The sequence below is a fragment of the Burkholderia sp. AU33545 genome (genome assembly GCF_020419685.1).
GTDB classification, from domain to species: domain Bacteria; phylum Pseudomonadota; class Gammaproteobacteria; order Burkholderiales; family Burkholderiaceae; genus Burkholderia; species Burkholderia diffusa.
Map to the genome: position 1 here is coordinate 405,178 of NZ_JAIZRQ010000004.1, position 17,152 is coordinate 422,329.

General features: G+C 66.9%; 18 protein-coding genes. 9 read left to right on the forward strand and 9 right to left on the reverse strand.

All coding sequences use genetic code 11. The annotated features are described in order from the left end of the window. Nucleotides 1-151: 151 nt before the first annotated feature. A complete protein-coding gene (locus LGM71_RS15685) occupies nt 152-1,798 on the reverse strand; it encodes an EAL domain-containing protein (RefSeq protein ID WP_226115315.1) in 1,647 nt (548 codons plus the stop codon). A 355-nt stretch (nt 1,799-2,153) separates the two neighbouring features. Then, a complete protein-coding gene (locus LGM71_RS15690; RefSeq protein ID WP_059605184.1) occupies nt 2,154-2,465 on the reverse strand; it encodes a hypothetical protein in 312 nt (103 codons plus the stop codon). A gap of 368 nt (nt 2,466-2,833) precedes the next feature. On the opposite strand from LGM71_RS15690, the gene LGM71_RS15695 reads away from it, so the two are divergent. Next, entirely contained in the window at nt 2,834-3,115 is a 282-nt protein-coding gene (locus tag LGM71_RS15695; protein ID WP_151047181.1) for a transcriptional regulator, read from the forward strand. A gap of 69 nt (nt 3,116-3,184) precedes the next feature. Further along, entirely contained in the window at nt 3,185-3,427 is a 243-nt protein-coding gene (locus tag LGM71_RS15700; RefSeq protein ID WP_226115317.1) for an energy transducer TonB, read from the forward strand. 194 nt (nt 3,428-3,621) lie between these two features. Here the strand turns inward: LGM71_RS15700 and LGM71_RS15705 are convergent, their stop codons facing one another. Both LGM71_RS15705 and LGM71_RS15710 read right to left on the reverse strand, forming a co-directional pair. After that, nucleotides 3,622-4,056, reverse strand: a complete 435-nt coding sequence (locus tag LGM71_RS15705; protein WP_059604883.1) for a phosphatase — start codon at nt 4,054-4,056, stop codon at nt 3,622-3,624. Nucleotides 4,057-4,380: 324 nt separating this feature from the next. After that, nucleotides 4,381-5,739, reverse strand: a complete 1,359-nt coding sequence (locus tag LGM71_RS15710) for an NAD(P)/FAD-dependent oxidoreductase (RefSeq protein ID WP_226115318.1) — start codon at nt 5,737-5,739, stop codon at nt 4,381-4,383. 100 nt (nt 5,740-5,839) lie between these two features. Here LGM71_RS15710 and LGM71_RS15715 point away from each other — a divergent pair, with 100 nt between their 5' ends. Beyond that, nucleotides 5,840-6,793 carry a LysR family transcriptional regulator gene (locus tag LGM71_RS15715; protein ID WP_124627743.1) on the forward strand — a complete coding sequence of 318 codons (954 nt, stop codon included), beginning with the start codon at nt 5,840-5,842 and terminating at the stop codon, nt 6,791-6,793. Between the two features lie 49 nt (nt 6,794-6,842). Here the strand turns inward: LGM71_RS15715 and LGM71_RS15720 are convergent, their stop codons facing one another. Then, on the reverse strand, nt 6,843-7,040 hold the full coding sequence (locus tag LGM71_RS15720) for a hypothetical protein (protein WP_226115319.1): 198 nt from the start codon (nt 7,038-7,040) through the stop codon (nt 6,843-6,845). A gap of 192 nt (nt 7,041-7,232) precedes the next feature. Between LGM71_RS15720 and LGM71_RS15725 the strand changes: the two genes are divergently transcribed. Both LGM71_RS15725 and LGM71_RS15730 read left to right on the forward strand, forming a co-directional pair. Then, the gene (locus tag LGM71_RS15725) at nt 7,233-8,138 is read left to right on the forward strand and encodes an AraC family transcriptional regulator (RefSeq protein WP_174910143.1); all 906 of its coding nucleotides are present in this window, start codon (nt 7,233-7,235) and stop codon (nt 8,136-8,138) included. A gap of 197 nt (nt 8,139-8,335) precedes the next feature. Beyond that, on the forward strand, nt 8,336-9,223 hold the full coding sequence (locus LGM71_RS15730) for an NAD(P)H-binding protein (protein ID WP_226115320.1): 888 nt from the start codon (nt 8,336-8,338) through the stop codon (nt 9,221-9,223). Between the two features lie 34 nt (nt 9,224-9,257). On the opposite strand, the gene LGM71_RS15735 is transcribed toward LGM71_RS15730, so the two are convergent. Continuing rightward, the gene (locus LGM71_RS15735; RefSeq protein ID WP_226115321.1) at nt 9,258-10,460 is read right to left on the reverse strand and encodes a benzoate/H(+) symporter BenE family transporter; all 1,203 of its coding nucleotides are present in this window, start codon (nt 10,458-10,460) and stop codon (nt 9,258-9,260) included. Between the two features lie 229 nt (nt 10,461-10,689). Then, a complete protein-coding gene (locus tag LGM71_RS15740; protein WP_226115322.1) occupies nt 10,690-11,715 on the reverse strand; it encodes a fatty acid desaturase in 1,026 nt (341 codons plus the stop codon). Nucleotides 11,716-12,028: 313 nt separating this feature from the next. On the opposite strand from LGM71_RS15740, the gene LGM71_RS15745 reads away from it, so the two are divergent. Next, nucleotides 12,029-12,853, forward strand: coding sequence for a phosphate/phosphite/phosphonate ABC transporter substrate-binding protein (locus LGM71_RS15745; RefSeq protein ID WP_226115323.1), 825 nt, complete (start codon nt 12,029-12,031; stop codon nt 12,851-12,853). A 23-nt stretch (nt 12,854-12,876) separates the two neighbouring features. Here LGM71_RS15745 and LGM71_RS15750 read toward each other — a convergent pair whose 3' ends face one another. Both LGM71_RS15750 and LGM71_RS15755 read right to left on the reverse strand, forming a co-directional pair. Further along, on the reverse strand, nt 12,877-13,617 hold the full coding sequence (locus LGM71_RS15750) for a GntR family transcriptional regulator (protein ID WP_226115324.1): 741 nt from the start codon (nt 13,615-13,617) through the stop codon (nt 12,877-12,879). 1 nt (nt 13,618) lies between these two features. Then, the gene (locus LGM71_RS15755) at nt 13,619-15,304 is read right to left on the reverse strand and encodes a sigma-54-dependent Fis family transcriptional regulator (protein ID WP_124627820.1); all 1,686 of its coding nucleotides are present in this window, start codon (nt 15,302-15,304) and stop codon (nt 13,619-13,621) included. A 133-nt stretch (nt 15,305-15,437) separates the two neighbouring features. Between LGM71_RS15755 and LGM71_RS15760 the strand changes: the two genes are divergently transcribed. Genes LGM71_RS15760 through LGM71_RS15770 form a run of 3 tightly spaced genes read left to right on the forward strand, consistent with a single transcriptional unit; the run spans nt 15,438 to nt 17,142 of the window. Further along, on the forward strand, nt 15,438-15,824 hold the full coding sequence (locus tag LGM71_RS15760) for a phenol hydroxylase subunit (RefSeq protein ID WP_226115325.1): 387 nt from the start codon (nt 15,438-15,440) through the stop codon (nt 15,822-15,824). Nucleotides 15,825-15,840: 16 nt separating this feature from the next. After that, entirely contained in the window at nt 15,841-16,836 is a 996-nt protein-coding gene (locus tag LGM71_RS15765; RefSeq protein WP_226115326.1) for a phenol hydroxylase, read from the forward strand. A 36-nt stretch (nt 16,837-16,872) separates the two neighbouring features. Then, on the forward strand, nt 16,873-17,142 hold the full coding sequence (locus tag LGM71_RS15770; RefSeq protein ID WP_059604920.1) for an MmoB/DmpM family protein: 270 nt from the start codon (nt 16,873-16,875) through the stop codon (nt 17,140-17,142). Nucleotides 17,143-17,152 lie beyond the last annotated feature (10 nt).

Consider the following 17,152-nt stretch of genomic DNA (forward strand, 5'->3'; position numbering starts at 1 on the left):
GGGCGGATCGATGGCATCAGGTGGCAGGAAGCCGCCGCGCGACCCGCCACGCAGCGCATCGACCACGTGCGGCAGCCGGCGTCGCGTGCGGACCGGACGACGCGTGTGCGTCACGTATTCGCCGACCGGGCGTTTAGCGCCGATGCGGCATTCAAGCCGGCATCGGCGCGAAATTCCGCTTCAGGTGTTCCGCTCGCCGTGGCCGCTGATACAGATAGCCCTGCGCGTACTGAATCCCGACCGCATGCAGCGCGCGATGCTGCTCTTCCGTCTCCACGCCCTCGGCAATGATCTTCAGGCCGTAGTGGTGGGCGACCGCCGCGATTCCTTCGATCAGTTTCGCGTTGCCCGTCGTGAGCTGCGAGATGAACTGTCGGTCGATCTTCACGTAGTCGAAGGGAAAGCGCGACAGCATGTCGAGGTTGCTGTGATGCGTGCCGAAGTCGTCGATCGCGAACTTCGCGCCTTTCGCGCGCAGTGTGGCGAATATCTCGGTGGTGCGCGGATTCTTCTCGAGCAGGATGCGCTCGGTCACTTCGAGGACCAGCGTGCTGCCCTGTGGAAGCCTGCCGATCGTGTCTTCGACGACGGACACGAAGCGCGCGCGTTCAAGATCCTTCGGCGCGACGTTGATCGCGATGCGTAGCGGTACCGACGGCGCGAGTGCGGTCAGTTCCGATACGGCCCTCCGAAGCACGAACTCGGTCACCTTCGGCAGGACCGCACTTGATTCGACCTGCGGCACGAACACGGCCGGACTGATGGCTCCCCATTTCGGATGGTGCCAGCGCAGCAGCGCCTCGACGCCGACAGTCCTGCGCGTTTCGACTTCGACGATCGGCTGGTAGACGACATGAAATTCGTTGCGCTTCAGCGCATTGCGAACGGCCTTCAGCAACAGCCGGCGCGGCGCCATCGCGAGCAGGTACGTGGCCGCGACGAGGCCGTTGACCAGCAGCGCGATCGTCAGGCAGATGAGTCGGTAGCGCCGCTGCACCTGCGAAACGTAGGGTTCCGCCGAGCTGACGGAGACTGTGAATGGCCACGCGTTCGACGCAATCTTGCTGCCCGTGGCCGGCGCCGCGCTGAGTGACGGGACGAACGCACCATGCTGATCGATGCTTCCCGCGCCCTCGATTGACAGGGTGGCCGTTTCCGCCCCGAAGCGGGTTCCGTGCGCGAGCACGTCTGCCACATAGTCGCCTTCGACCAGATAAAGGACGCCGGAGTCGGGCGCGGTCGCGCGAAACGCCACCAGCACCGGAACGTCACGCTGAAACGGCGTTTGCCGAAGCAGCGTGATGGCCGTCATCCCCGGCGCTGGCGCGTGAATGTAGGCGTCGAGCGGGACGTTGATCGCGCCCAGCGCCGACGAGCAGGTGACGCGACCGTTGTTCGCCAGCCCGACGGCCCGAAGATAGCGCAGGTGAGTGCCCACTTCGGCGAGCGTCCTGAAGATCGTCGTGCAGGGCCGCCCGACCAGCGCGTTCAACTCATCCGGATGCCGCGTGCGAATCCCGTCGAGGATGCGGTCGACCGATATCACGATGTCGTTCGCGACGTCGCTTTCGTGCCGTGCAATCGAGTCTCGCGCCAGACGCCCTGCAACGACGAGCGCCAGCACGAACACGACGATGCAGACGATCAGGGCAACCGGGAAGACGATGTGCGACCACGCGCCGCTGCGCTGGAACGCGGGTTTCGGGCGCGGTGCGAGCGCGGATGGTCCTCGGGTCGTACTTGTTGTTGTGCGCATGTGAATGCAGGTCGAACCGGTCGATGAATTGGCGCGAGGCATTCGCCGTGCCTGGCCGGGGCACCGCGGCTCGCGCCCATATCGGGACGCAAATCGATTCTACGCTCGCGAAACGCACGAAGCGGCATCGCGGCGGGAGCACAGGATTCGAGGCGCTCTTTCGTAACATACATCGACAACGGATGTATGTCGGTATCGCACACCCAAAAAAAACCCGGCCGCATCGATGTGCAGCCGGGACAGAAGACACCGTCTCTTGGCACGAGGATGGTGCGCGGCAAGTATAAGGCGTGTTACGCGCGATTACGAAATATTGTTATTCAAAAAATAGCGCAATATCGAGATTGATGCTTGGCGAGAAATATTTGCATCGCGCGTCACATCCGGCGACCGCGCTTCAGAAGTCGTTGCGCATCTTGTGGAGCAGGTCGCGAGGCGATTGATGCGTGTCCATGGCGGTGAGGACGTCGGTCAGGAACCACGGCAGGTTCAGTTGCGTATCGGAATCGCCGACGCAGATGCGGATCGGTGGCGCCTTCGACGCCGCGCGGGAGCCGGGCGCTGCGCCGGCGGAGGTCGAGGACGGCACGCAGTTTCTCGCTTGCTGCGCAACCGGCGCGGTGGCATTGTCCGTGGCGGTGCCGGCGACCGCCGGCAAGCTGACGGCGGCAAGCAGGGTCAGGATGGCGAAAGGGGCGGCGCGTTTCATGCGATTCTCCGGCGATGCACGTTCGACACCGTCGGCGGGCCCGAGTTCGGCAGGTTGCCGATGCCGCACGCGTGACAACATCGGCATGTCCGACGCGGTCGAACGCGGTGCGTGAGTGGTCTCGCGCACAGGATCGATCATTCAAACGTCAAGAATCGTTTGGATCCCCCTCAGACGCTTGCGATGCTGAATGCGCTCATTTATCGTGCCGCCACGACGGCGCCGATAGAGGGCGTCGAGCCAGTTCGCAAGGAGCATTCGTCATTACCGCATTCAATCGTCGCACGCATGTTCGTGCCTTTCTCGTCGCATCGGTCGCGTATCTCAACCTGTCACAGCCCGCGTCGGCGGCCTATACGGAATCGTGGATGAGCGACCACGACGTCAAGGAATACGCACACCAGGTCAAGCATTCACCCGTGGCAGCAAGCGGTGCGGCGGCCGTGAAGCCGGGGCGGCAACCCGGTTCTTCGCGGTCGAATGCGCCGGTCGCGGCGCATGCCGACGCGAAACCCGTGTCGAAGGCGCACGCGGCACCCGCGAAGACCCGCAAGGTCGAGCATGCGGTCGGCATCGATCCGAAGGCGCCCGTCGTTGCGAAGCCGAAGGCCGTGCGGGCGACGCACAAAAGCGTGGCCATTCAGCACTGACGTTGCACGCAGACCGGCACGTATCGATAACCGAAGCGTTCGAGCATCACGGAGAAACTCATGCCGCTGATGGACCGCCTGCTGTCACGCGGCGTGCAGAACGGCGCGTCGAGAAGGCGCGTGATCGTGCGTGTCTGGCTCGACGAGCACGGGCGTGTCCGCGATCTCAAGGTCAGGCGCAGTTGCGGCGACGCCGCGCTCGACGAGAAAGCGCTTCACGCGATTGCGGTCATGCGCTTCCCCGGCGGTCATCTTGGATCGGGCGGGAAATCGGCGAAGCGCTGGCACGATCTCGATTACCCGGTGGACTGACGACGCGTCGAGGCTATCCGTCACAGCGCTTCAATCCCGTGTAATCGTAGAAGCGGCTTCCGGCGGCGAGCTTCTCGCCGTCGCACGCCGCCCTGGAAATCCGTTGCGCGCTTGTTTAACAGCATCTTCAGGATGACCCGCGCGCCGTTGCGATACACGTCCCGCGCGAGCCGGCCCGTATGCAGGTGCTCACGTCAGTGCAGGCCTGCCGATGCGATCGAGCGCATCGTGTCGGTGATGCGCACGCAACGCGACAGGCCGAACGTCTCGGCTTCGCGGCGTTCCGGTTCGCTGCTCGCGACGGCCACCGCGCGCTCGGGCGGCACGCCCAGCGCCTGCAGCGCGATGTCGAACGGATGCTGGCTTGATACGGAGTCCTGCTGATGAGCGTCGGTCACGACGACCGAGAAGCGGTCGAGGTTCGCGCGGCCGAACTGGCCTTCGAACATGTCGCTGAGCCGGGCGGCAGGCAGCGTCGTGACGAGACCGAGTCGATATCCTTGCTCCGACGCGCTGTCGAGCCACTGGATGATCGCATCGCGCTGGTTGCGAGATTCGTGCGAATCCGGTGTCGCTTCGATCTGCGCGAATGCGGCGTCGAGACGGGTGACGATGGCTTCGATGACCACGGTGATTCCTCTCCTGAGACGTGACGATCCGTTCGCGGACGGGAATGCCCCACACCTTAGCGTCGATCCTGAAATTGCAACCAATTAATATTTATAGTCGACTCATACGATTCGACTAATGAATGGGGCGGTGAGCCAACACCGGCGCGGGATGCGCCCGATCCCATGTTTTGCGGATGATTTGCATCGTATCGACGGGCTTCCATGTGATGCACCAAACGTGCGCACGCAACGAATGCACCGGATCCGTGCAGACAAGAAAACGGCGTATCGGGCGAGGTGCGCCCGATACGCCGTCTTGCGATGCCGTGTGGCAGTCTGCGGTCAGTGCAGCTTGATCGACGGCTGGTTGAGGCTTTGCAGCCAGTGGCTCAGCGACTGAAACAGCGCGCGCTTCAGTCCGTACACGCTGAACAGATGCTTGCGGTACAGGAACTTGTACAGCCCGATCGCGGCGAGCCCGTCGACGATCAGCGAGCGCGAACGCACGCCGAGGTCGGCCTGATACACGGCTCCCGCCCGGCCGAGCGACACGACGGTGCCCGCGTCGCGGAACGTGAAGCCCGGCGTCGGCTTGCCGGCGAGGCGCCGCGCGAGCGCATCGCCGAGGTACACGGCCTGCTGGTGCGCAACCTGTGCGCGAGGCGGCAGGAAACCGCTCGCATCGGCCGACGGGCACGCGGCACAATCGCCGAACGCATACACGTGCGGATCGTCGGGCGTCTGCAGCGTGTCGGTCACGATCACCTGGTTCGACCGGTTAAGCGCGATGTCGCCGAGTTCCCGCAGCATCGCGGGGCCCGCGACGCCGGCCGCCCAGATCGTGATGTCGCTCGCAAGCCGCTCGCCGGACGCGGTCATGACCGCGTCCGCGCCGACTTCCGCGACGCGCGTATCCGTCAGCACGTCGACGTTCATCGTGCGCAGTTGCGCCTGCATCCTGGCCGACAGCCTTTCGTCGAGCGCCGGCAGGATGCGCGGGCCGCCTTCGATCAGCCGGATGTGTACGTCGCGCGCCGACACCAGTGCCTTGAAGCGATACGTCGTCAGCTGCTGGATCGCATGACGCAGCGCCGCGGCCAGTTCGACACCCGTCGCGCCCGCGCCGATCACGTTGATGCAGATCGGTGCCGCGCGCCGCGCCGGCTGCTGCTCGGCCAGGTGGTTCGCCTTCGTGCAGGCGGCGAGGAACTTGCGGCGGAAATCCTCGGCCTGGTCGAGGTTTTCGAGCGGCAGCGCGTGACGCGCGGCGCCCGGCACGTTGAAGAAGTTCGTCACGCTGCCGACGGCCAGCACCAGATCGTCGTAGCCGAGCTCGCGTTGCGGCAGGATCTCCGTGCCGTCCGCGTCCTGCACCGGCGCGATGGTCGCCGTGCGTGCCGCGCGGTCGACCCGCTGCAGCGCGCCTTGCACGAAGCGGAAGCCGTGGCGCTTCGCCTGCGCCGCGTATTCGATCGAGTGCGAGGCCGGATCGCGATGGCCGGATGCGGCTTCGTGCAGCAGCGGCTTCCAGAAGTGCGTCGGGTAGCGGTCGACGAGCACGACGTCGGCTTGCCCGCGGCGGCCGACCGCGTCGCCGAGGCGCGTGGCGAGCTGCAGGCCGCCGGCGCCGCCGCCGACGATCACGATGCGCGGCACGCGGGGTGCGCGGTCCGTTGCAAGGGTAGGCGTGATGTGGTCCATGTTGTGGCTCCCGCTGATGACGATTCGGATGACATTGCTCAAGAACCGACGATATAGTTTTGAACCTACGCGAACAATTTAATGTTTATAAGCAACTCATATGTATTCACTTATAGGAAAGGCCGCGACGTTCCGGCAGCTGAAGGCGCTGGACATGATTGCGCGGCTCGGCAGCGTGTCGCGCGCGGCCGAGGAGCTGAACCTGACGCAGCCGGCCGTGTCGCTGCAGGTTCGCCTGCTCGAGGAGGCGGTGGGCGCTGCGCTGCTGCAGCGGGTGGGGCGCGGCGTGCAGCTGACCGCGGCCGGTGAAATCGTGGCGCGCTACGCGCGCGAGATCCTGTATTTGTGGAGCGAGGCCGGCGACGAAGTGGCCGCGCTGACGGGCGACCTCGGCGGCACGCTGCGGATCGGCGCGATTACGACGGCCGAGTATCTGATTCCGCCGCTGCTGGTGAAATTCACCGCGACGCGCCCGCACGTGAAGACCTATTTCAAGGTCGGCAATCGCGACGACATCATCCGCATGCTCGCGACGCATGAAATCGATCTCGCGGTGATGGGCAGCGCGCCGAGGGAGCTGCGCACGCACGCGGTCGAGTTCGCGAAGCATCCGATGGTGTTCGTCGCGGCGCCCGGCCATCCGCTGATGCAGCGCAAGCGCGTCGCGCTGAAGGATCTCGAATCCGCGCACCTGCTCGTGCGCGAGCGCGGTGCGGGCACGCGCTCGACCGTCGAGAGCCTGTTCAAGACGGCAGGCCATCGCTTCCATGTGGGCTCCGAACTGTCGAGCAACGAGGCGATCAAGCAGATGGCCGAAGCAGGGCTCGGCGTCGCGTTCCTGTCGTTGCACGCGTGTGCACTCGAGTTGCGCACCGGGCTGCTCGGGCAACTGCCGTTTCCGGGCAACCCGATCGAGCGCGAATGGTATGTGGTCACGCTCGCCGACCGGCGGATCTCGCAGGTGACGGGGCTGTTTCGCGACTTCCTGATCAAGCAGGGCGCCCCGGTGATCGACGGCGCGACGGTGGCGCCGCACGAGCGGCGGCGCAAGTAGGCGCACGCCGGGGACGCGGGCGGCGTGTGCGAGCCGTGCGTTCCGCCGGTCAGACGATCCCGAAGTCGTCGTTGCTGTCGGGAATCGATGCGAGCAGCCGTTCGAGGCGGTACCAGCCGATCATGCGCAGGCACCGCGCGGCGAAGGCGGTCCGGTTGTTGCGGGGAGCGGGGCCGGCAGGGCGGCGAGCCGCACGGGACGGCGAAGCGAGGATGAACGCCGCGCGTCGTTGGCAGGAATGGGGCATGACGGTCTCCGTAGGTGTCGGATGAGGCCATCGTAATCGTCGCGGCGTCCGTCCGCGCGCAGGCAAGGATGCGGCGGAGCAGGAACGGATGATCTTTTTCTGCCCGGCGCGGGAATGGCGGTGCGCGCCCGGCAAGCGGCCCGGAAAAGCGTCACAATGCGCGTTCGACACCCGATCTGGTGGAGGGGAACCATGAGCGATCCGATTCTCGCCGCGCCGACTGACAACGGCGTGCCGGTCAGCCTGCGCTCCAGCCGCGGGCTCGGCTGGCGCGGCTTCGGCGCGTCGCTGCTGGAGATTCGCGCCGGTACGTACCGGATTCCGGCCACGGATCATCACCGCATCGGCGTGCATATCGGCTCGCCCGTGCGCGCGGATTGCGTGTGCGACGGCGAACGCGTGTCGCGCATCCAGGCCCACGGCGACATCGACGTGATTCCCGCCGGCCTGCCGGGCCAGTGGACCGACAGTGCCGACTGCCGGATCCTGCACGTCGCACTCAGCGACACGTTCGTGCGGCGCACGTTCGAGCAACTCGAGCTGAAGCCGTCGCAGGCGCAGATCCGCCGGCGGCTGCAGGTGCGCGATCCGCGCCTGCAGCACATCGCGTGGGCGATGGCCGCCGAACTCGAAGCGGAAGACGCGTCGGATCCGCTCTATGCGGAGAGCCTGTGCACGGCGCTCGTCGCGCGGCTGGCCGACAGCCAGCCGGTGTTTCGCGAGCGCCGGCGTACGCTTGCGCCGAAAGCGGCGGCGCGCGTGATCGACTATGTCGAGGCCAACCTCGAACGCCGCATGACGCTGGCCGAGCTCGCGGCGCTCGTGTCGATCAGCGTGCCGCATTTCAAGGTGCTGTTTCGCGAGACGCTCGGGATGCCGGTGCATCAGTACGTGGTGCGGCGCCGGGTCGAGCGTGCGAAGGCGTTGCTGCTCGAAGGCCGGCTCAGCATCAGCCAGATCGCGCTCGAAGCCGGGTTCGCGCATCAGAGCCACATGGCGAACTGGATGAATCGCGTGCTGGGCGTGACGCCGACGGAGGTCGCGCGTTCCGGGGCGCGTGGCGGGCTGCGGCTCGCTTATGACGGCGAGGACCGTTGATCGACCGCTGTGCCGGATTGGACCGCGCGGGGGCCGACGATCCGCGAGCCCATGATCTGCCGGAGCAGGCGACGCGGCGGACACACTCGGCAACCGTGTAATTCGACATCCGTTCCTGTTCCGATCATCCGTCCGTGCGCGTCACGTTGGCTGTGAGCGCCGAGAATCACTGCACCATCTTCCCCCGGGAGCGGATCGTGTTCGTGATCTTCGGAGCATCAGGCAACGTCGGACTGTCGACTGTAACGACCTTGCGCCAGGCAGGTCATCCCGTGCGCGCGGTGCTGCGCGACGCACGCCGGCGCGAACGCTTCGCGCAACTCGGCTGCGACGTCGCGATCGCCGATCTGGCGGACGCCCGCGCGGTCGCCGCGGCGATCGATGGCGCGCAAGCCGTGCAGATGTTGTGCCCGGTGCCGATCGCCGACAGCGACCCGGCGGCAACGATGGAGCGGACGATCGACCTCGTGACCGGCGCGCTCGTCGCGAATCCGCCGCCCGCGCTGCTCGCGCTGTCGGACTATGGCGCCGAGCGCGACGGCAACACGGGCATCACGCGGCTCTTTCATTGTCTCGAGGAAAGGCTGAGGACGGTTCCGACGCGGCTCACGCTGCTGCGCTCGGCCGAACACCTGCAGAACTGGACCCGCGTGCTGCCCGTCGCACTCGCAACCGGCGTGCTGCCGAGCTTTCACCATCCGGTCGACAAGGTGTTTCCGACGGTCTGGGCGCCCGATGTCGGTGTCGCGGCGGCGCGGCTGCTGCTCGATTCCGCCGAAACCGGCAACCGGCCGCGTATCGTCAGCATCGAAGGGCCGCAGCGGGTGAGCGTGCGGGGCATCGCGGATACGCTCGGCGCGGTCGCGGACCACGAGATCGTCGCGCGCGAACTGCCGCGCGACGCATGGACCGCGACGCTGTTGCGCGCCGGGCTCAGCGAGCGCCATGCACAACTGATCGTCGATCTCTATGACGCGCACAACGCGGGGCAGATCGATGTCGAGGCCGGCGTGTCGGAGCGGGTGCATGGCGCGACGACACCGGCGGAGGCATTCGCCAAGCTGGTGCGCGAGCATGCGCGGTGAGCGACGCGGCGGCTGAAAGGGCGCGCGCCGCGCGTTACGCCTGCCGCCGCGCCCAGCTCGTCACCCCATACGCGACCGACCCGATCACGATCCCCCAGAACGCGGACCCGAGCCCGAGCCACGTCATCCCCGATGCGGTCGCGAGGAACGTGATCACCGATGCCTCGCGATGCGCCTCGTCCTCGAAGATCCCGTGCACGTTCGCGCCGATCGCACCGATCAGCGCGAGCCCCGCGAGGATCGCGACGAACGCCTTCGGCAGTGCAAAGAACAGCGTGACGATCGTCCCCGCGAAGAGCCCGCCGATCAGGTAGATCACGCCGTTCGCGATGCCCGCGATGTAGCGCCGGTCCGGATCCTCGTGCGAATCCTTGCCGGTGCACAGCGCCGCGGTGATCGCCGCGACGACGATCGTGATCCCGCCAAAGCACGCGACGACGAGCGACATCACGCTGGTTGCGGTGATGATCGGCCGCGCCGGCGTGTGATAGCCCGAGACGCGCAGGATCGTCATCCCCGGCAGGAACTGGCCGGTGAGACTGACGACGACGAGCGGCAGCGCGAGGCTGAGCGTGGTGCCGAGCGTCCATTCGGGCGCGATGAAGATCGGCCGCGCGATGCTCGGCGACACGTTGCCGAGATGCGCCATCCCGAGCAGCGTCGCGAGCGCGGCGCCCGTCAGCAGCACGAGCACGATGCTGTAGCGCGGCAGCAGGCGCTTGAAGATCACGTATGCCGCGATCATCCCGAACCCGAGCACCGGCTGCACGGTCGCGGCGGAGAACGCATGCATGCCGAACGGCAGCAGGATCCCCGCCATCATCCCGCACGCGATGCCGCGCGGAATGTGGCGCACGAGCCGGTCGAAATAGCCGGTGATGCCGATCACGAGGATGATCAGCGCGGCCGTGATGTACGCGCCGACGGCCTGGTTCAGCGTCAGCTGCGGAAAGAGGCCGACGAGCAGCGCGGTGCCGGGCGCCGACCATGCGGTCACGATCGGCACCTTCAGTTTCCAGCTCGCGAAGAGGCCCGACACGCCCGCGCCGATCGAGATCGCCCAGACCCACGACGCCACCATCTCGTTGGAGACATGCGCGGCTTGCGACGCCTGAAAGAAGATCGCGAGCGGGCCTGCGTAGGAAATCAGCACCGCGAGAAAGCCCGCGGTCACCGCGGAGACGGACCAGTCGTTGCCGATCGAGCGGATCGCGCCGGGCGAGGTGTTCGGTTGCATCGTCGTAGGGGAGTGCGGCGCGCGGCCGGGCGGCTGAGCCGGGGCGAATGATTGTCGGAGGCCCCGGACGATCCGTCATTCTGGGCATTGCCGCCGAAATTGGCAATTTGCCGATGAAGATCGATGCTGTCGGCTTTTCGTAAGAAATGCGCATCGGGGCGGCCGCGCGGCATTGCGCGGGCGTCGTCGCGTCGGGCGCCTTCACGGCGAAGCGCGACTCACTCAAGCACTACGTACTGATCTGAAGATACCCGTCGACGGCGGCGACCTTCGCACCACCGCCCGTCGACAGCGACGCCGTGCCCTGGTCGAACGGATGCACGGGCGTGTCGGTCGGCGTCCATGCATGGCGCGCCAGCAGTTCGCGATAGCCGCCGCGGATCACGAAGCCGCCGCATTTCTCCGCATACGCATCGCGCCGCATCCGGTACGCGCGCGGCAGGTCGTACCACGGCAGCGTCGGCAGGTCGTGATGCACGAGGTGATAGTTGTTGTTCAGGTACAGCAGCCGCATCGCGAAGCCGGCTTCGTTGATCGCGATGCGCGCCTTCGGGTGCCGCGCGGCGCGATGCTCGTACAGCGAACGGATCATCGCGAGCGACAGCGCGGGCCACGTGATGGCCACCAGGTAGTACCACCACGACACGCCGATTGCCCACTGCAGCCATGCGAGCAGCGCGACCACGCAGGCGGCGTGCGTGATCCACATCCGCAGATGGCGGAAGTCGCCGCGCCGGAACGCGGCGAACGCGTCGGCGAACATCGCGGCGACGCTCGTCGGCGGCCCGAACACGAGGCGTCCGGCGAAGGTGGTGCGCGCAACCGTCAGCGCGCGACGCCAGCGCGGTAGCCGCGCCCACCGCTCGCGCGACACGTAGTTCGTTTCCGGGTCGACGCCCGGCACGGTCAGGTCCTCGTCGCGGTGATGGTCGAGGTGCGTGTCGCGATAGAGCGTGTACGGATACCAGATCGTCAACGGCGGGTAGCCGAGCAGCCGGTTCATGAACGCGGAACGCGTCGGATGGCCGTGCAGCAGCTCGTGCTGCAGCGACAGGTGCCATGCGCCGAGCAGGATCAGCGGCGGCGTCGCGGCCGCGAGCGACAGGCGCTCGGCGCGTACGAGCAGCAGCACGGCGAGCCACCCGCCGTAGATCGCGACGACCAGCAGCCACGTCGGCCACTCGGTGCGGGCAGTGAAGCGGGCGTTGAGTGCGGCGATCGCGCGCGCGTGGTCGACGTCGAAGTATTCGGCCATGGTGCTGGGGCGGGATGAAGCGGGTGATTCGGGTGCTATACGGGTAACGGGTAGCGGACGATCGCGCCGGCGTGGGCCGCGATGCTGTTGACAGAAACGGGGCGCGGCTCGCGGTCGGCCGCTACGGCGGCTTGCGACGGTGTCGCGACACTGGAACGCTAACCGGCTCGCGTAGTCAGGCCAACCAAGCAATTCGCATTTGCTTATCGTTGCGCGGCAGATAAGCATTGACCGCCCCTGCGCGTGCCGGACCGGCGCGAAACCCAGGCGAACGGGCTTTCTCCAACGCATCGCCGGTGCGTAGAATGCGCGAATGAGCCCATGGATCGCCGGACTGCCGATGTACAACGTGACGCCGCGCCACGCCGCACTGTGGCGCGCGTTGCTGCGTGACGCGCTCGATGCGTTCGCGCGTGCCGGCGGGCCTGCCGGCGTCGCGCTGCTCGACGAGCCGTTCGGGGATCTGCACGCGCTGTGGCACCGCAACGACTTGCTGTTGTCGCAGACATGCGGTTATCCGTACCGGATGCTCGGATTGCGCGATGCCGTGCACCTGATCGCGACACCGGCATTCGATGCGCCCGGCTGCGACGGCGCGCGCTACAGCAGTGTGATGGTGGTGTCGGCGCGCGTGTACGCGGGCGGCGCGACGACGCTGACTGCCTGTCGCGGATTGCGGGCAGCATTCAACGGCGCGGATTCGCACAGCGGGATGAACGCGTTCCGGCATGCGGTCGCGCCGCATGCGCATGACGGGCGTTTCTTCAGTTCGGTCGTGTCGTTCGGCTCGCACCTGAACGTGCTGCGCGCGCTGGCGGCAGGCGTTGCCGATTGCGCGGCGATCGACTGCGTGACGTTCGCGTATGTGCGTGACGCACTGCCCGAGTTGTTGAACGACGTCCGGATCATCGGCATGACGGCGTCGGCGCCGGGCTTGCCGTTGATTGCGTCGAAGGCGCTGGACGCAACGCTGGCAGGCGCGTTGCAGGATGCGCTCGATGGTGCGGTCTCGGTCGATCCGGCGCGGGCGAACGCACTGCGGCTGAAGGGTTTCGAGCGTCTGCCGCCGAGTGCCTACGACACGATTGCCCGGCTCGCGCAGGACGCGGCCGCGCACGGGTATCCCGAGCTGGCGTGAGCGCAGCGTCCGCGCAACGGTGGCTAGAACGGCAAGGTGCCGGGCGGTGCGTTGCGTACCACGGCGAGCGTCGTGCCGATATGATCCTCGAGCGCGAGTGCCGCGCGCGCATCGGCGCGGCGCATCGCGGCTTCGAACAGGCATGTGTGCTCCGCATGCACGTCGCGCTTCGAATCGCCGAGCCCGATGCACACGCGCCGATAGCGTTCGCTTTGCTGCGACAGCATGCGCAGGATCAGGTACGTCCAGGGCGTCGCGGCCGCCGAAATCAGCGCTTCGTGAAAGCGCCGGTTGCACGCTTCCCATGCGGCGCGGTTTTCGATGGACACCGGCTGCTCCCAGGCCGACAGCATGTCGAAACTCTGCCGCACGCGTTGCGCCCATGCGTCGTCGCCGCGCCGCACGGAGTCGCGCAGCGCATCGACCTCGATATGAATGCGCAGCCGCGTGATGGCTTCGAGATCGTCGACCGACATCGGCGTCACGCGAAACCCGCGCTGCCCTTCGGCGACGACCAGCGCATCGCTGACGAGCCGCGTGAGTGCCTCGCGCAGCGTGCCCGCGCCGACGCCGTACACGTCCTTCAGATGCTCGACGCGCAGCTTCGCGCCGGGCGGGTAATGCCCCTCGATGATGTGTTGCCGGAGCTGGTGATACGCATGCTCGCTGAGCGTGCGGGCATGCGGCTCGGCGGCGTCGGCGTCGGCCGGCTCGTGCGCCGGCGGAGGGTCGTCGAACGGATGGGCGGGCAGGATGGTGTTCATGTCACGCGTCCTCCTGATCCTGTTTGCGGTTGAGCCGATAGCTGAGTTGCGCGCGCGTCAGGCCGAGCAGGCGCGCGGCGGCCGACAGGTTGCCGTTCGCGCGGTCGACGGCCTCGTGCAGCAGCGCCCGCTCGAGGCCGTCGAGTCCGCCGCCGCCCTGCAACTGGTCGAGGATGGCGCCGCAGTCGATCGACATCGCGGCCGCCGGCCGGATCTGCCCGGCCCGATCGACCGTCGCGCCACCGGGCGCGCCGACGCCGGGGAACAGGTCCTTCGCGTCGACCGGACGGTTCGGGCGCGACAGGATCACCGCGCGCTCGATCAGGTTCTCGAGCTCGCGCACGTTGCCGGGCCAGCGGTAGCCGCGCAGCGTGTCGTAGGCGTAGTCGGTCAGCGTCGGCGTCGGCTTGCCGTGCACGGCCGCGAAGCGTTCGAGCATTGCGTCGGCGAGCGGCGCGATGTCGTCCTGCCGGTCGCGCAGCGGCGGAATCAGCACGGGGTAGACGTTGATCCGGTAATAGAGATCGGCGCGAAAGGTGCCGTCGCGCACGGCCTGCTCGAGATCGCGGTTGGTCGCCGCGACGACGCGGACGTCCACCTTCCGGCCCTCGGTCGCGCCGAGCCGCTCGACCTCGCCCTCCTGAAGCACGCGCAGCAGCTTTGCCTGTACGTCGAGCGGCAGCTCGCCGATCTCGTCGAGAAACAGCGTGCCGCCGTCCGCGCGCTCGAAGCGGCCGGCGCGCGCGGCTTGCGAGCCCGTGAACGCGCCTTTCTCCGCGCCGAACAGTTCGGACTCGATCAGCGCATGCGGAATGGCCGCGCAGTTGATCGCGACGAACGGCTTCTGCGCGCGCGGGCTGAGGCCGTGCAGCGCACGCGCGAAGCGTTCCTTGCCGACGCCCGTTTCGCCGGTGAGCAGCACGGCGACCTTGGTCGGCGCGGCCGTTTCGAGCAGCGCATAGGCTGCACGAAATGCGTCGGAACGCCCGACGAGCCGGGTCCGGCTGTCGTCCGGCGCGATCTCGAGGCGCAGCGATTCGACTTCGGTCTGCAGGTCGCGGATCGTGTTGATCAGCGAGTCGGCCTTGAACCACGACGAGATCTCGTCGGCATCCGGCCATTCCTCGGCTGGCTTGCCGACGATCGTGCAGTGCGGGTCGTGCATGCCGACGCAGGTCGTTTCCTTGAACAGGATCGTCCGGCCGATGAACGCGCTGGTGTAGCCGGTCGCATAGCCGATCAGCATCCAGCAGACGGGTTCGGGCTGCGGCCCGAACGTGCGGCGGTGCACGTCGGCCTCCCATGAATGTTCCCAGCGGTACTCGCAATAGAACGCGCCCGTCGCGGGATCGGCCTCGAAGCGCACCGGCGTGACCTGAACGGCGCCTTCGAGCATGTGCAGTTGCGGGCCGACATGGAACATGTCGAACAACGACGCGCCGCTGCGAATTTCGCGGGCGAGCGCGGCGTCCCGTTCTCCGGCGGCGAAGCCGACCCGCGTGAAGAAGCGTCGCGTCTGTGCCGGTCCGACGCTTTCCATCAGTTCCTGGCGCAGCGTTGCCAGCGCGCCGGCATGCAGGAGCACCATCCGCTGACCGGCCAGCCAGATGCGACCGTCGCTCGCCGAAAAATGGATCAGCTTGCGCAGGTCGGTGTCCGGCGGCAATGGGGGCAGGCTGGGCCGCATCGTGTCTCCTCCGTCGAGATTTCTCGTGATTTTCAAGATTTTCGCCAGCGGCGCCGCGGCGCGCGGATCGATTTGATCATTTCGTCAAATGCGTTCGACGGTGTTGCTCAAATGATGAAAGGCGCCACCGGATATGGGTTCAGGCGCGGTCGCCGACGAGCGATTTCCGTTCTGGTTAACCGCCATTGTGGATCGCGAATTTGAACTTCGCGTCAGGGCTTTCCCTCAATTATCGAGATTTTTTGAGCGCGTGCCCGCACGTGGCACGGATGCTGCATTGAAGTGCGGCATGGAGGCGACACCGATCATGAATCAGCACCCGACCGATCTTTCCCCGCTCGACCATGGCCGCAAGTGCGCGCGCGTGACCGGCACGAACGTGCGCGGCTTCGTCGAATTCGAGTTTTCGCTCGGCGGCGCGCCGGATCTGTTCGTCGAGCTGACGTTGTCTCCTGCCGCCTTCGACGCGTTCTGCCGCGAACAGCAGGTGACGCGGCTCGACGTCGAAGCGAACCCATGACCTTGAGGAGCAAGAAGTGACCATCGAGCTGAAGACAGTCGACATCAAGCCGCTCCGGCACACCTTCGCGCATGTCGCGCAGAACATCGGCGGCGACAAGACGGCGACGCGCTACCAGGAAGGCATGATGGGCGCACAGCCCCAGGCGAACTTCCATTACCGGCCGACCTGGGACCCGGACCACGAGATCTTCGATCCGTCGCGTTCGGCGATACGGATGGCGAACTGGTACGCATTGAAGGATCCGCGCCAGTTCTACTACGCGTCGTGGGCGACGACGCGCGCGCGCCAGCAGGACGCGATGGAGTCGAACTTCGAGTTCGTCGAATCGCGCCGGATGATTGGCCTGATGCGCGACGACGTGGCCGCGCAGGCGCTCGACGTGCTGGTGCCGCTGCGCCATGCCGCGTGGGGCGCGAACATGAACAACGCGCAGATCTGTGCGCTCGGCTACGGTACCGCGTTCACCGCGCCCGCGATGTTCCATGCGATGGACAACCTCGGCGTCGCGCAGTACCTGACGCGCCTCGCGCTCGCGATGGCCGAGCCCGACGTGCTCGATGCGGCCAAGGCCAGCTGGACGAACGACGCCGCATGGCAGCCGCTGCGCCGCTATGTGGAGGACACGCTGGTCGTGGCCGACCCGGTCGAGCTTTTCGTTGCGCAGAACCTCGCGCTCGACGGCCTGCTGTATCCGCTCGTCTACGACCGCTTCATCGACGAACGGATCGCGCTCGCGGGCGGCTCGGCGGTCGCGATGCTCACCGCGTTCATGCCGGAATGGCACGCCGAATCGAATCGCTGGATCGACGCGGTGGTGAAGGCCATGGCCGCCGAATCCGACGACAACCGCGCGCTGCTCGCCCGCTGGACCCGAGACTGGTCCGCACGGGCCGACGCGGCGCTCGCACCGGTCGCGGCGCGCGCGTTGCAGGATGCCGGCCGGGCAGCGCTCGACGAAGTGCGCGAGCAGTTCCATGCACGCGTCGCAAAACTCGGCCTCGCGCTCTGACGCCGCGCATATCCCCTCAATCCAAGGAAAGCCAGCATGTCGAACGTATTCATCGCCTTTCAGACAAATGAGGACTCCAGACCAATCGTCGACGCGATCGTCGCCGACAACCCGCACGCGGTGGTGGTCGAGTCGCCCGGGATGGTCAAGATCGATGCGCCGGACCGGCTGACGATCCGCCGCGAAACGATCGAGGAACTGACCGGCACGCGCTTCGACCTGCAGCAGCTGCAGGTGAACCTGATCACGCTGTCCGGCCACATCGACGAAGACGACGACCAGTTCACGCTGAGCTGGTCGCACTGAACGCCGCGCA

Excerpts from the sequence above, each read along its gene's own strand:
- LGM71_RS15685 (WP_226115315.1), bottom strand. The coding sequence starts at position 1,798 with ATGCCTCGCGCCAATTCATCGACCGGTTCGACCTGCATTCACATGCGC.
- LGM71_RS15690 (WP_059605184.1), bottom strand. The coding sequence starts at position 2,465 with ATGAAACGCGCCGCCCCTTTCGCCATCCTGACCCTGCTTGCCGCCGTC.
- LGM71_RS15695 (WP_151047181.1), top strand. The coding sequence starts at position 2,834 with ATGAGCGACCACGACGTCAAGGAATACGCACACCAGGTCAAGCATTCA.
- LGM71_RS15700 (WP_226115317.1), top strand. The coding sequence starts at position 3,185 with ATGGACCGCCTGCTGTCACGCGGCGTGCAGAACGGCGCGTCGAGAAGG.
- LGM71_RS15710 (WP_226115318.1), bottom strand. The coding sequence starts at position 5,739 with ATGGACCACATCACGCCTACCCTTGCAACGGACCGCGCACCCCGCGTG.
- LGM71_RS15715 (WP_124627743.1), top strand. The coding sequence starts at position 5,840 with ATGTATTCACTTATAGGAAAGGCCGCGACGTTCCGGCAGCTGAAGGCG.
- LGM71_RS15720 (WP_226115319.1), bottom strand. The coding sequence starts at position 7,040 with ATGCCCCATTCCTGCCAACGACGCGCGGCGTTCATCCTCGCTTCGCCG.
- LGM71_RS15725 (WP_174910143.1), top strand. The coding sequence starts at position 7,233 with ATGAGCGATCCGATTCTCGCCGCGCCGACTGACAACGGCGTGCCGGTC.
- LGM71_RS15735 (WP_226115321.1), bottom strand. The coding sequence starts at position 10,460 with ATGCAACCGAACACCTCGCCCGGCGCGATCCGCTCGATCGGCAACGAC.
- LGM71_RS15740 (WP_226115322.1), bottom strand. The coding sequence starts at position 11,715 with ATGGCCGAATACTTCGACGTCGACCACGCGCGCGCGATCGCCGCACTC.
- LGM71_RS15745 (WP_226115323.1), top strand. The coding sequence starts at position 12,029 with ATGAGCCCATGGATCGCCGGACTGCCGATGTACAACGTGACGCCGCGC.
- LGM71_RS15750 (WP_226115324.1), bottom strand. The coding sequence starts at position 13,617 with ATGAACACCATCCTGCCCGCCCATCCGTTCGACGACCCTCCGCCGGCG.
- LGM71_RS15755 (WP_124627820.1), bottom strand. The coding sequence starts at position 15,304 with ATGCGGCCCAGCCTGCCCCCATTGCCGCCGGACACCGACCTGCGCAAG.
- LGM71_RS15760 (WP_226115325.1), top strand. The coding sequence starts at position 15,438 with ATGGGTTCAGGCGCGGTCGCCGACGAGCGATTTCCGTTCTGGTTAACC.
- LGM71_RS15770 (WP_059604920.1), top strand. The coding sequence starts at position 16,873 with ATGTCGAACGTATTCATCGCCTTTCAGACAAATGAGGACTCCAGACCA.